9 protein-coding genes and 1 pseudogene are annotated in these 13643 nt (G+C 48.7%); 4 read left to right on the top strand and 6 right to left on the bottom strand.

Going from position 1 to position 13643, the window contains the following annotated elements; translation table 11 throughout:
- Positions 1-56 precede the first annotated feature (56 nt).
- The 4 genes from CAter10_RS20040 to CAter10_RS20020 all read left to right on the top strand — a co-directional run bounded on the left by CAter10_RS20040 (position 57) and on the right by CAter10_RS20020 (position 5784).
- Entirely contained in the window at positions 57-1259 is a 1203-nt protein-coding gene (locus CAter10_RS20040; protein WP_061534823.1) for a ComEC/Rec2 family competence protein, read from the top strand.
- Positions 1259-3520, top strand: a complete 2262-nt coding sequence (locus CAter10_RS20035) for a ThiF family adenylyltransferase (RefSeq protein ID WP_061534822.1) — start codon at positions 1259-1261, stop codon at positions 3518-3520. Before CAter10_RS20040 ends, CAter10_RS20035 begins: the two co-directional genes overlap by 1 nt.
- The gene (locus tag CAter10_RS20030) at positions 3517-4611 is read left to right on the top strand and encodes a patatin-like phospholipase family protein (RefSeq protein WP_061534821.1); all 1095 of its coding nucleotides are present in this window, start codon (positions 3517-3519) and stop codon (positions 4609-4611) included. The genes CAter10_RS20035 and CAter10_RS20030 overlap by 4 nt, the downstream gene beginning before the upstream one ends.
- 300 nt (positions 4612-4911) lie before the next feature.
- On the top strand, positions 4912-5784 hold the full coding sequence (locus CAter10_RS20020) for a hypothetical protein (protein ID WP_128083150.1): 873 nt from the start codon (positions 4912-4914) through the stop codon (positions 5782-5784).
- A gap of 1091 nt (positions 5785-6875) precedes the next feature.
- Here CAter10_RS20020 and CAter10_RS20015 read toward each other — a convergent pair.
- The 6 genes and pseudogenes from CAter10_RS20015 to CAter10_RS19990 form a co-directional block, all read right to left on the bottom strand.
- Positions 6876-8099 carry a tyrosine-type recombinase/integrase gene (locus tag CAter10_RS20015; RefSeq protein WP_164840472.1) on the bottom strand — a complete coding sequence of 408 codons (1224 nt, stop codon included), beginning with the start codon at positions 8097-8099 and terminating at the stop codon, positions 6876-6878.
- A 202-nt stretch (positions 8100-8301) separates the two neighbouring features.
- Positions 8302-8814 carry a hypothetical protein gene (locus CAter10_RS20010; protein WP_061534817.1) on the bottom strand — a complete coding sequence of 171 codons (513 nt, stop codon included), beginning with the start codon at positions 8812-8814 and terminating at the stop codon, positions 8302-8304.
- Entirely contained in the window at positions 8792-11005 is a 2214-nt protein-coding gene (locus CAter10_RS20005) for a hypothetical protein (RefSeq protein ID WP_061534816.1), read from the bottom strand. The genes CAter10_RS20010 and CAter10_RS20005 overlap by 23 nt, the downstream gene beginning before the upstream one ends.
- Entirely contained in the window at positions 10998-13061 is a 2064-nt protein-coding gene (locus CAter10_RS20000; RefSeq protein ID WP_061534815.1) for a hypothetical protein, read from the bottom strand. The genes CAter10_RS20005 and CAter10_RS20000 overlap by 8 nt, the downstream gene beginning before the upstream one ends.
- A 118-nt stretch (positions 13062-13179) precedes the next feature.
- A pseudogene (locus CAter10_RS19995) lies at positions 13180-13377 on the bottom strand (magnesium chelatase domain-containing protein); the annotation flags it as partial.
- A gap of 13 nt (positions 13378-13390) precedes the next feature.
- Entirely contained in the window at positions 13391-13633 is a 243-nt protein-coding gene (locus CAter10_RS19990; protein ID WP_061534814.1) for an accessory factor UbiK family protein, read from the bottom strand.
- Between the last annotated feature and the right edge of the window lie 10 nt (positions 13634-13643).

Below are 13643 nucleotides of genomic sequence, written 5' to 3'. Positions count from 1 at the left end.
ACCGACTATGCCACAGCGGTGACTCAATCACAAGTGGCGTTTGAAAGGATGGAAAGATGTTTGAATTACATCAAGTCGTGTTTTATCCGGTAGGTAATGGCGATACCAGTCAGGTCATTCTTTCGAACGGCCGACGGATTCTTTTTGATTTTCGGCATATACAGAAGGCCGAGGGTGAAGAGACGCCAGAAATTGATTTAAACGCCCGCCTGAAGCGTGAGCTGAAAGAGGCGAATCGCGACTATCTCGACGTAGTTGCTTTTACGCATGCTGATCTTGATCACATCTGTGGCAGCACCGATTTTTTTGAATTGCAACATGCAAAGAAATATCAAGGATCGGGCCGCATCAAAATCGAGGAATTGTGGGTGCCTGCCGCAATGCTGATAGAGGAAGGAACTAATGAAGACCAACAAGACGAGTGCATCCTATGGCGACAAGAGGCCCGTCACCGGTTGTTGGAGGGTAAGAATATCCGTGTATTTTCGCAGCCAGAATCGCTGATGGAGTGGCTAAGGCCTAAATTGAAAGAGCGTGGTTTGGCAGAGACTGCGCGGGATCATCTGTTTGTCGATGCCGGCACGCTTGTTCCCGGATTTACATTGGACAACGATCAAGTTGAATTTTTTTGTCATTCGCCCTACATCAAGCATTGTGACGACGGCGACTTTATCCGTAACACGGCCTCTCTGATTTTTAACGTGAGACTGCGTGCCGGGACCGAACATTTTGACTATCTCGAAGTCGGGGATTCAGAATGGGAAGCCTTGGAGGAAATTGTCCGCATAACGAAATATCATGGTAACGATGACAGGCTCGCCTGGGATCTGTACAACATCCCTCATCATTGTAGTTACCTTGCGTTGAGTGATGAAAAAGGAGAGCGGGAAACAATTCCAAACCCGTTGGTGAAAGAGCTGCTGCTTGCAGGTAAAGCGGATGCGTACATCGTTAGTTCCAGCCGCCCGGTCACCGATATTGAAGATGCGTACAAAGAAATCCAGCCACCACATATCCAGGCAAGAAAGGCATACGAACGGTATTTGAAACAAATAAATGGCAGGAAATTTCTCGTAACGATGGAAGAGCCGAACGCCAATCAACCTACGCCGATTATCTTTGACGTAACCAGCGGCGGTGTCACGTGGAAGAAAGCCAGCTTGTCAGGTGCGCCTGCAATTATCGCATCTAGGCCTCCTCGCGCTGGGACGGCAGAAGCCGCCATCATCATTTTGTCCACGCCAATACAGGCGGACTAATGGACGAGCTTTTCTACGATTTGGTTAACGTTGTCGCAGTGCCCTATCCCGGTGTTTTCGAGATAGATCGAGCCAACGCGATTGTAAAGGCAGTTGAGCGGCATCGCGATTTTAAAATTGTGCAGCAACTCAACACTGTAGATTCCGCGACGACAAAGCTGGCGTGTATTGTCGTCGATGTGGAGTGCGATGGAGTCACGCCCAAAAATCGTCATGGAATCAAGTATCGCGAACGCCTGGCCTTGTGTGTGCCAGAGAATGAAAAGCAGTTGGTAAATGTACTCGCGCTACGCAAAGAATTTCCTCGGATACTTCACCAGAATCAAGGCCGAATTGGGACACCCGCCAGCTTATGTCTTTATTTTGAGCCCCCTGTATCTGTGGCAAGAACCTGGACGCCGCAGAATTTTTTGGCGCGAATTCAATGGTGGTTACAGCAAAGTGCCTTGGATACATTACATCCCACAGATCAAGCCGTGGAACAGTTGTTCTTCGTATCCAACTACGAGTTGGTTTTACCGTGGGATTTCAGTAACTCCGAAGGACGGTCGCAACAGAAATATTTTATCCACTGCAGTCCTGAACGTGCGAATGGTGGCATCACATTTTTCTTGAAGCCCACATTAGCAGGAGGAGGAATTCCAGGAAATGCGATACAGCCTATCGAGCTGACGCTGCCGTCGATTCTACATGGTCAAGTAGAAAACGATCCAGCCACGCTGGGAGAATTAACTACTCTCATGACAGAACGGGGCGTTGAAATGTTAACGCTGTTACGCGAACGAGTTCAGGAAAGCGTGGGGATTATTGGGAAAGCGACGACGACGGATTCACAATTCGTGGTCATTTTGTTGCTCGTACCAATAGTTCGAGCGATAGGTGGGCCAATTGAGCGCGTATCGCATCGCGCATTTTTAATCAATATTGGCTTACTCAAATTGGGCGCAGCCGTTGGTGCGCTATTTCTACTGGACGGACAATATTTCAAAGATGCTATGGGGAAGTGTGACGACGGCCCGACAGCTGAGTGGAAAAATTTTCCCTTATTTTCGATGGGCGTCCTGCATCAAAATTCCCCTGAGCAGTCACGCATACAATCTGGCGTATCAGAACCAGGACCAGAAGCGGTATTGGTCGGTGCCGGTGCTATTGGCAGCGCGTTATTAGATATTTGGACGCGAAGTGGATGGGGAAAATGGACCGTCATCGACCAGGACCATATCAAACCGCACAATCTTGTCCGACACACGGCAGATACCAGGCATATAGGACTGACAAAGACAGAAGCCGTCAGTAACATGCACTGGGAGATCACAGCCGGCGCCAGCGAACTGAAGGTGATTTGCGCCGATGTATGCGACTTGGAGAACGAACAAATAGCGTCTTCGCTTAAAGCAACGTCGTTGATCATAGATGCATCTGCCGCCCTTGACTACCCACGACTAGCTAGCTCGGTAGATGGGATTGCTAGGAATATGTCAGTATTTCTCACGCCAAGCGGAAACGCCGCAGTATTAATGGCTGAGGATGCCGATCGCAGCATGCGCTTACGCACGTTGGAGGCGCAATACTATCGCGCCTTGATCCATGAAACCTGGGGCAACAATCACCTCGACGGAAACTTGGGAACTTACTGGAGTGGAGCCAGTTGCCGGGATATCTCAATGGCGCTTCCGTACTCGCGAGTGCTCGGGCATGCTGGCAATCTGGCGGATCAGGTTCAGATCGCATGCCAAAGCCAAGAGGCATTGATTCGCGCGTGGGCGCGTGACGTCGCAACGGGATCCGTGGTCGCACACGCAATTCCCATTTTTCAAGAAGTAGCTCACCAGTTTGGTGAGCTAACTCTTTATATCGATAAAGGTGTCTTTGCCCGCTTGCGCGATCTCAGACAATTGTATGCACCCAATGAAACCGGTGGAGTCTTAATCGGATATTACGATCTGAATATGAAAGCGGCCGTTATTGTGGATGGTCTTCCGGCGCCAGCAGATAGTGTGTCCACGCCGACGTCATTTACCCGCGGAACGGCCGGTCTGCCGGAAGCCATCGCGGAGATATCGAGGCGAACCTCTGGGATAGTCCGATACCTCGGTGAATGGCATAGTCATCCTCCTGGACATTCCGCCAATCCTAGCGGTGACGATCTTATTCAATTGACCTACTTGGCGTTGGGGATGGCTGAAGATGGATTGCCGGCAGTGTCCATGATTATTGGCGAGGACGACATAACGGTACTGCAAGGGACAGCGGAAAAATGAATCCATCAAGTAACCGCTACCTGGCACTTGCCCTCTCCGGCGGCGGAGTGCGTGCTATGATTTTTCATATGGGGGCACTTCGCCACTTGGCCGAAAAGGGACGCTTGGAAGATGTGCGGCGGATCTCGACGGTCTCTGGAGGCAGTTTATTAGTCGGTTTAATATTTCAAGAATCCGATATGCAATGGCCCTCTTCGGAAAAATTTCTATTCACGATTTACCCTGCTCTTCGCAGAAAAATCTGCAGTCGCAGCTTGCAATGGGGAGCGCTGCGACAACTCATAAAACCATGGAATTTGCGTTTCTTTCTGTCGCGCGCGAATCTGCTCGCGCTCGCGTTACAAAAGGAATGGGACGTCACAGCAAAACTGTCAGATATTCCGGCGCTGCCGGAATGGTCAATTAATGGTACCACCGCAGAAACGGGAAAGCGATTTCGGTTCAAGCATGACTCGATGGGAGACTATTGCCTAGGGTACGCATCCACCAACACATTTCCACTGGCGAAAGCACTGGCGGTATCGGCTGCATTCCCCGGTGGTTTTGGACCACTGACGCTTAACGCGACAAAATTCAATTGGCGCAAACGCCCCACCTGGGAAGCGTCTGCGGAGGCTGCGCAGTCGGTCAACACGCCGTTCAACTCATTGCATCTTTATGATGGTGGCGTATACGACAACTTAGGTTTGGAGCCATTCTTGGATGCAGGGAAAGGCATTTCAAAAATTGACGGCGAAGCCATTATTGTGTTCGATGCAGGCGCACCACTGAGATCAGGATTCTCCGCATTGGCGCTCAATCCCTGGCGCCTGAAACGAATAGCGGACATCATGGCCGATCAAGCTCATTCCCTCAGAGTTCGCACGTTCCATAATTATTTGCGGCAAGCAGGTGGTAACGGGGCGTATCTACCTATTTGTAAGCCTGCCGGCGAGGCAGCGAACTGCATATCGGCCGCATTTGCGGCTGGCTTTCCAACGACCTTACGACGAACGACCATAGACGAATTTGATGCTATTGCAACTCATGGCTATGACGTCGCCTGTACCGAGCCGATGTTTCATCAGGATGTTATCCCAGTCGCTGTCTAGCATTCGTAGCTCAACCTTGAAGACACCACGCTGCATAGTGTCACATGCGAGAGAATCGCAGATTTCCATTTAACCAGAATATAGGTACGGCATGTTAATTGAAGATGAAATTGAATCTAGAAAGTTTAGATACACAAAACCTCGTACGCCTGAAGAGACCGTATCGGCAATCTATGAGGAGCTGAGTATTGTCCCAATGACAAAGATCGACGTTCTTCTGAACGAACCATTAAAGGCTATCTGCATGCAATACAAGAACATATGTCTGATAGCCGATGGGCAGAGGAACGACGGCACAAGATGCGATCCAGCGCAGAAGCAATCTCTTTATGGACGTGTGGTGGCTTAGGATTGTTTCTAGTTCTGATGTCTTCACAGGCTTCGAGCGACATCACGTGGTGGAATTCGGTGTCTTATTTTGTTTTTGTATTCGGGACAGTATTGACGGTCATGTTTGTTGCAGCATCGATTGAAAAGAGTTCCACCGTCACTCAGATGTTGAAGTACAACTCCGTTAAATTACTATGCGCCTTTTTATTCTCAGCTGCCGTTGTTTATTCTAGTGCACAGGCTAGTACTTTGCTCAACGGAATTTTTGGTGTTGACAGTTCGAATTTACCATTCGCAAGAGCATTGCTATCTGCTGCATTTTTTATGAAAATGTGCACCCCCGTACTCTTCATACTGGCATTCTTTTCATTGGCACATATCGTTGCCATATGGGTAGCCACGAAGGAAGAGGATTTCTACAGCTTTCCTTGGGGCTCGGTCATCTTCATTGTCGCAGCGTTGTTCAGTGCTGGCAGCTATTGGTGGATCACCCACAAGGCTTTGGGTGATGATCAAATCAAAGTGAAAGCCTATAAGCTCGCGCACTATTTGGACTTCAATAGCAAGGCATATTGTATTGATTCCTCGAGTACCGAAAGTTACTTATTTTTTGGAAACGATCAAAATAAACTCTTGATTGACCAAAAATTAGAAATCGACGAATCGTTCGAAGATTTTCTAAAGGGAACAGCCTCCCTTGGAGAAGTCACTATACCTTCCAGGTTCAAGGTGTTACCGTGCACTCCTAACGATAGGGCGTTGAAAAAAGCGGCTATCACTCCACAAGATGGATCGCCTCCAATTGATACGGACGCCGGAAGTCAATCTGGATACGCTAATTAGGGACGAATCTCACTGTTCATATGAAGTGCCGGTATCCGATCTGATCAGTAGCATTCATTGAACCATATCACTGTTCGATAGCCATCAGCATGACATTATGCGCAACGTCGTCAACGATTTCGCCGTACGCAGCCGGTCCCGTTGCGGCGCCATCAATATCTCGAATGATGAAATGCTTTTACATGGGCTTGAATTCGTCCATCATTTCCCCTTGTTTAGAAGTCTCCAGTGAATCATGAGGGTAATTCAATAATCTCTTCGACTCATCGGACTACATATCCATCAATCCATTTTCTCGCGCACTGAGAAAATCTTTGTCCGAAAAACGTATGCAAATTTCAGACAATCTTGGTCGTCAATTCCAAATGTCGGGGCCGTAAAGAAGTCTTAGAAAATAGCAAAGCTATCTGCTGAAGAGATTCTCCCTTTTGCCAGCGCTCCCACATCAATGCCTTCTGGCTTTCCGTGTAATAGATCCGAGGTCTTTGTGCCATTTGCAACACCTCCACTGTCTGAGCAGTTTATAGTAGTGTGTTGCATCCACCGGTTGAATCCACAGTCGTTTACTGCCTGTCGCAACACACATCAGTCGGTCATTCATGAACAGTGAGGTCAACGCCATCTGGATAGGTCAACGTGAACCAGCACAGTAGGTCAGCCAGAACCGGCGCAGCGGTCAATTTGCACCAGCGCCTGCACCGATGAGATTCTCTTCTCAAGGGTACCTCGTTACCACCTTCTGTCAGCGGAAAGCGACGACAAGAAAACGTTTCAGTTGCTCTTTGGCGAGGGTCTAACGCAGTAATGCTCAAGCTCACTAACTAAAACGTTTTGATTCTGGCCACGCTGTTGTAGTCTCTCCAGGTCCAAGCGCAAAGGATTTATGATGAAAGGTTGAAGCGCAACAATCGATTCATGTTCAGAAAATGTGGTTAAGGCCATGAGAAATAATAGAGACTAGTCTTCTAAAGTTGGATCTTGATTTCATTGATTTTACGATGGGTGTTCCAACTCGTAATAGCCCGATTGGCATTCTTTACCTTCATAGGCATCCCATTTCGAGGCAACCCGGCGGTGATCCCGTCTTGTGGTTATAGCTTGTCAGCTGAAGGCTCTGGGTTCTCTAAGAGCCTACGAATCCGCGCTTCTAGTTCGTCGAGCTGCGTGGCCACCGACGCCACTAATTCAGCTTTTGTAATGCTCGTCTTAGTGCGCGCGATTTTCCCTAGTGTTCGCACATGGACCGCACTTTCATTGATAAATCTTGCGATCTGACTGGCTTTCTCAATCGGTTTGAATACGCCCAGATAATCCCAGCCCAAATCGATATACGGCAATAAACTCAATGGGTCAGCGTGACCTGTAATGGTAGCAACACGGGTGAGAATGGTGATCTGATCCACCATGATAAGCTGCTTCTTCGAAGTAATGCCGTTGTTCTCGACATAGTCTTGCAGATGCAATGCCACCAGTATTGTGACGAAGCGATGCCGCAACATACTCATGCACGCGCGCTCATCCACCCCCGCCCGGATGACCAGCCTTTGGAAATCCTTTGTTATCGCCCATTCCGTGAGAGGTTTTCCGTGGTCGGATGTAATGAATACGTGCCGAGTATCGGGTTGCTTCCCCTGCGCTCTGAGATGCTGGACTAGTTGTGCGCGCTCAACTTCTATATAGCGCTTAAAGCCAATCGTGATTTCCAATGTTGCTGGAACTCGCTTAGTTGGGTCTTTCAGCTTGCGGCGCTTTTTGGTGGGAAGAAAGAGGGCTCCTTCCTTTACGCTAGTCTTATTGTCTTCTAAGAGCATGTGTGCTAATTCGGCTGGACGAGAGCCGGTCGCTTCTAGTAGCGCCAATAGTTGCTCTCTCCGAGCTTGAAGATAAATGCCGGTGTTTGAATTGTCAGATGAACTGTTGGCCGCCCACAGCTTGTTCCTTATCGCATCGGACATGGGCCCCTTGGGTTCCGGCGTGTCGTCGATCGGAGAGAATGGATAGACGAGAACACTGGATGTCCCGTAACGAGATTTTCTTCTCTTCTCTATTAATCGGATTTGTGGATTGGTGTTGCGTGGCCCAACCAATACACGGTCGGTGATGAGATTGGCCTGGAGCCAAGTAAGAAACGAGATGCAGGTCGCAACTATGTTGCCGTTGGTGGTGTTTTTTCGCTGGGTGAAGCCGCGGCTGGATCGCGTCTGATTTACTAGAAATTCACAGACGAAATCCTTGAAACTATTATCGTCAAGGTCCCAAAATTGAATCGAGTTTGCGTAGCAGTAACGTGCGAGATGACTCAGATGCGATGACAATGGCTTTAAAGATCCTCCGTCTATGTCGCGGACCGTCAGCTCATAGCTTCGGTCTAGGAGGAACAGCTCAACGGGTATACACGGAGCTCCGTTGGGCCAGCAGAATGACATAAGGGTTTTTATCTCGTGGCGAACGGAATCTGAATTGAGGCTATAGTGGCTTGGCAGTCGAACCGATTTCACAACTCTGAAAAGTTGGGCATTAGGGTGCATTTTTCGCCACCATCAGCAAGCCGAGGTCTTGTTCAAATTTGGCTTTGTGCTGTCTCAGTTTTTCAGAAAAACCATCGTCGTTGGTTGCGAACGACAATGACAGAGAGAGTAGATCTGAATAAGCGCGATAGATAATTGCACGTGATCGAAATGACAGGTCCAAGTCTTCTTGAAGATTTTTTGGTGGCGTATTTTTCTTCTTTGAATTGGAATTCCCATTTCGCCCTAGAGCGTTCGCTTTCTTTCTCAATTCCTCAATTTCAGCCCAAGCATTGCCTTCTTTGCGGCTAGCTGCGGCCTTCAGAGTGTTTAGACTAACCGGATGAATCTGCTTTTCTGGAAGATCAAGAGCAGCTAAAGTGGCCTGGTTCCTCCAAGCTTCCGCATGAATTTTTCCAGTGTAGTTTTCCACTGTAATCGTCCGAAGTAAATCAAGCCGGTATTCGAACTGTTCGTCATTTCGTGTGATACGTGCATCACTATGGTTTGCGTCTAGGCTCATGAGTGCGCTCCTGCTTGATGCGAACGGCCACGGTGATACGGCTATCGTTGCGCTTGTTTCCAATAACAATCGGCATAATTTCGTACGTTTCGTCGAGGTAGGCTTCCTTCAACCAGAATTTAAGATCGGCCTCCGGGATGAGATCGATTTTTGCCACATTGAAGTGGCGGCAAACCAATCTGTAGAGATCCCTTACGTTAGTCACTTCACTTTCCCCATACTTTTCAAACTGCCACAGTTGCTCAGCTGCATATTGTGCTTCGAATTCTGGCAGCTCGTCTCCTGGGAATGCCGAGCTAATATAGTTCAACGTTTCTCTCCATGATGAATGGTTTGCCATCCAACTGGCCGCACCGAGACTGGCGTATTTGTAGCACCAGAAAAATGATATGAGGAATGTTTTACGGCCCTCATGAGGCCGGTAGTACCATCGACGCCCATATTTATCTGGTGGATCGTTACCCCAATCACAAAAGCGATCTAAAGCGGTGATAATGAATTTTTCGCTAACAGTCCCTGGTTTGGCTGATCTGTTTGATTTTGGCGAAATAAGGTAAATCAGTGCTTCAAGACTGTGGGGATCCTTTTCCTCCGCTATCTGTTTCAACTCATCGCCGAGGTATTTGAGTATTTCTATGCCAAGTGCGACAACACGAGGTATCGGTCGCGAATCTTCTACAAGCCGATGTAGTACACCCTTCTTTCCTCGGCGCTGACGTAAGTAGTAGCCGTCATTTTGTCTAAAGTAGAGACAGTCATTACGAAGACTCGGGAATTCGCCACGCCGCATTGGTTTCAATATCGACGTGAGGAGTGAGATGGCTCCGACTAAGACCTGCAAAAGGTCTGTCACCGAGGGTGCGGTTCTCAGTGATTCCCAAGGATCTTTGTGGATCGCACGCCAGTGCGTGGCCCAGTCTGAAATATTTAGGGACATAAGATCTTCTGGAACGTTGTTGGCAATGTACTTATCGCGCTTTTTTAACTTGGTTAAACTCCTGGTAGTCCCATCTGAGTCCTCGCTGAGAAGGTCGTTCTCTTTGAAGTACTTAAGCGATTTGATGTAGAACTTTGCAATCGACATACCGTGCACGACGACTAACCTGAGAGCCTCGTTTGTATATTTCAACGCTACCGGCAGGGGAATCCAAGGTGTTGAGCCAGAGGATGCCGTGGCGCTTAGTATTTCCTTCTGGAGGCGACCATATTTAGAGTCTGTCGATGAGGGGAGCTGATCCGGGAGATGATGGTGAAGTCGGAACAGCCTCTCCCAGTTGTGAAGCATCGCCAAGCTGGCAGTGACGCTGCTGGGAGTGTTGATTACGTCGTCGATAAGACGAACATTGTGTGAGTAATATTCAGTGTCTCCACTGTTAACGGGAATAAGCAGAGATGGGTTTACGCGAAGCATGCTTGGTTCGAATTGCCTAAAGAACGCAGTCATTTTCTCCGAGTTTAAGCTGCTGAAGTCAACTCCGATAGCTTTCGCTATCAGCGCTCGATCAATCACCTCGGTTTTTTTTTCGTGCTGACGGTGCACGCGACATGTGTAGAAATTTTGCTGTTCGAACCATCTCACAATGAGTTCGGAGTCTTTTTTTGGCAGACGATAGGGGTCTTGCAATAGGTCTGGCGACCAAGTCAGCTCTGGAGTCTGCTGGTAGATCGGTTTAAGGATTTTCTCATAATAGTTGAGCGTACCACCTGTACCGTGAATAACGAAATCGGCGATAAAGGATTGAACCGCATTTGCGTCAACTCTTGCAAACGCGTATGTACTCGGCTGATATATCTCTCGATGCAAATATAGCCATTTCACGATCCTGCTGAACTCGGTCCATATATCGGGAATCATTTTTGGAGATAGATCGCCATTCGATACGATTATGGATAGAAAGAGAACGGACTTAGTGGCTCGGAACATGAGCAGATTAGCGGAGTCGGTCAGCTTGCTTTCGTCGTCCAGCAAAATATCCCATGTCAGTTTTTTTAAGCCTTTCCACTCTCCAGAGCTGTCGCAATAGGAACCTGGGACTTTGATTAGCCACACGTTTGAATCGAAAGAGCTCAATAGCCAAGGTGCTGTATAAGGCCCCTTGTATGGTTGTACCTGGGAGAAAGCATTGGCAATGTAGCAGGAGATAGCCTTCGCTCTGGCCGTATCGACGCTTTGAGCATGGTTTTTATGCATGGTTCTGATCCCATTTCGCGAAAAGGTCGCCCCAATTTGTCGAGAGCCGAGCAAGAGGGAGTTCGGCGAGCGCGTCAAAATGCGCTTTTCGGATTTTGGGATTCTTGTCTTCTTCAGCTCTTGCTTTCACCAAATCTGAAAGCATGATGATGTCATTTGGGGACATGCCGGCTGATTGGTCCACGGCAGATAGGGAGCTGTGCGACGAAGTACTCGAAAGAGCAGCTTCTTTATATAGGTACAGCGAAAGAAAGCTTTCTTTAGACGCCGCAATAGCGAGTGAGTCACCTATGCGTTGAGCCTCCCCGGCGTCGTTCTTAATGACAAGTCGCTTGTGGAGCTCATTAGCAAGTGGCGAGGATCCGTCTGGGCAAAGATCGGTTATTCTGAGTAGAAACCGATGAAGCGCTGGCAATGTGCTGAAGTCCGTAACGTGCAATAGATATGATTCACCTGCGGCGCTTGTCGCTAGCCATATGTTTTGAAACTGACGGATTTGGCGGGTGTACCACGCTTCAACAAGAGATCGCGGCAAATAATGAGTTATGGAAACACTAGTTGAGTTTCCAAGTTTTCGGGCCATTTTTTCGATGGAGCGGGTATCGAACCATTCCAGCACTCCTTGAGTTGTTCTGATTTTCCTCAAAGTAAGCATGCCGGCGGTCACGCCTTCCTCGACCAGAATCGGAAATAAATCGCCAATCCAGCGATCTGGAAGACCGGAGGGGCCTGAGCGCTTGGAAAGAAATCGAGCATCATTTAGTGGTTGCCGGACATCGTCGCCGGCTCCAACCAAAAAGAAACTGTTTGCGTAGGGACTAGCTTTATCGCGAAGCGCTGCTCGCGATGACGTAGTCATCTCAAGTATTAAATTTAGAATGTCCAAGCACTTCTGATTTAAATGGCCATCCTTAATCGTATGCACCCTCTTTTTATCAATCCTTAGAGAAAAGCCTAAATCTCCGGATTCCAAATAGGGGCGGTTATTTTTATCAGCCAGTTTGGCTGCGGCGAGCGCATGTGGTGTGAATTTCGGCTGATAGATGGTCAACAATACCGCTGCCATCATATAGTCAGTGGGGGACAAATTGCCGAGCATCCAATTGATTCTCTCGCTCCTGTGTGTCAGAGGAGTGGTAACTTCAGGAGCGCAGTGCGGGATAGTGATGGACTTGTGAGACGGAAGGTGCCTATTCCTATCGCACATTTCACGGATGAAGTGGCGCCCATGTTTCTTGGTCAGTACAAGAAGTAGGTCGCCAAAGCTCTCTTCGGTGTCACCTTTGAGAAAATGCTTATGTGATCCCCCCCTTGGGTTGCGTACATTTGGTGCGACGTCATAGATATCCCCCCTGGAAATCCGGTCGTCAATCGCCTCCCAATTAGCCTTCGCTATCAGTGCTTGCCCGTAACGGAAGTGCTTTTCAATCTGCTCCCACCATTCGAGGCAGCAACGCTCCAGAACAGAAGTAAGGCGAGTCAGTCGTTGTCGAATTTCATCGAGATACTCGGTATCGCTGCGTTCGAGATCTAAGGTGACGATCGTTTGATCAGCACGGCCAGTTTGTACCAGTGGTTGTGAGCCGATAAGGTCACTTCCATGTGTAGGAATATCGTAAGCCAAGTTTTTTGATGCACGGGGGATGAGGACCCCAATCGGTATGAGATCAGTTGCATCCCTGAGCAGCTCGAATATCTTGAGGTGCGCGCTGTTCCAATCCCTGGCAGTGTTTTCAAGCTTTGCGCTCGTATCTCTTTCGAACCATAAGGAAAAGGCGCTGAAGATGAGGCCTTGCCAGCCTTCCTCGTCCCGTGGGAGTTCGCTAATCCCAAGACCGCTTAAGGCTTTTCCTAACGCACAGAACTTAATAAGGACCTGTCTTTGGGTCGTCGTGGCCTTGCCATTCAGCCAATCTGTCACAGGCTCTAACAAGGCTTGAAGATCAGCCGTGTTTAGCCAAGAAAAATTCTTTAGTGAAAGATTGAAGTGTTGATCGAGTTCATCAACAATAAGAACGAATCGGGCATTTGGGTTTTGTAGCTTCAAGGAAAGCATCGAAATCCCTCCTTTCTGTCAAAAAACTTTGTCAGAAATGCAGCCAAAAGAGGGACTAGTCTTCGATAAATAAAGGACTTATTGGCCTCTTGACTAATACTATAGTCCGGAAAAACCGTGTGATACGGCGTGAGGGGAATTCGAAGCGCGCGTTTTGCAACGCTGCGCGGACCCGGTCCTTGGATTCCTTGACCTCGGTTTCGGGCAAGCCGACGATGGTGAAGGAGGGCAGACCATTGGCCAGATGGACTTCTACTGTGACTTCGGGCGCCTGCATGCCTGCCAGCGCCCGACTTTTCAATACCGCTAGCGTCACCGGCTTGGCGGAATCAAGGGCGTTTCAGTTGCGCTTCAAGTTCCGTGACGCGCGCTTCCAGTGCTTCCAGCTTGGCGCGGGTGGTTGCCAGCACTTGTGCCTGCACATCGAATTCCTCGCGTGTCACCAGGTCCAGTTTGGAGAAACCCTGGCCCAGCATGGCCTTGACGTTTTTCTCGATGTCCTTGGCGGGCGAGTTTTCGATAGCCTGGTTGATCTTGGCTTGAATGTCGTCGAAGAAATTGGGTTTGTTCATGATCGTCCTC

It is taken from the genome of Collimonas arenae (genome assembly GCF_001584165.1).
GTDB classification, from domain to species: Bacteria; Pseudomonadota; Gammaproteobacteria; order Burkholderiales; family Burkholderiaceae_D; genus Collimonas; species Collimonas arenae.
This window is presented reverse-complemented; position numbering and strand designations above follow the sequence as displayed.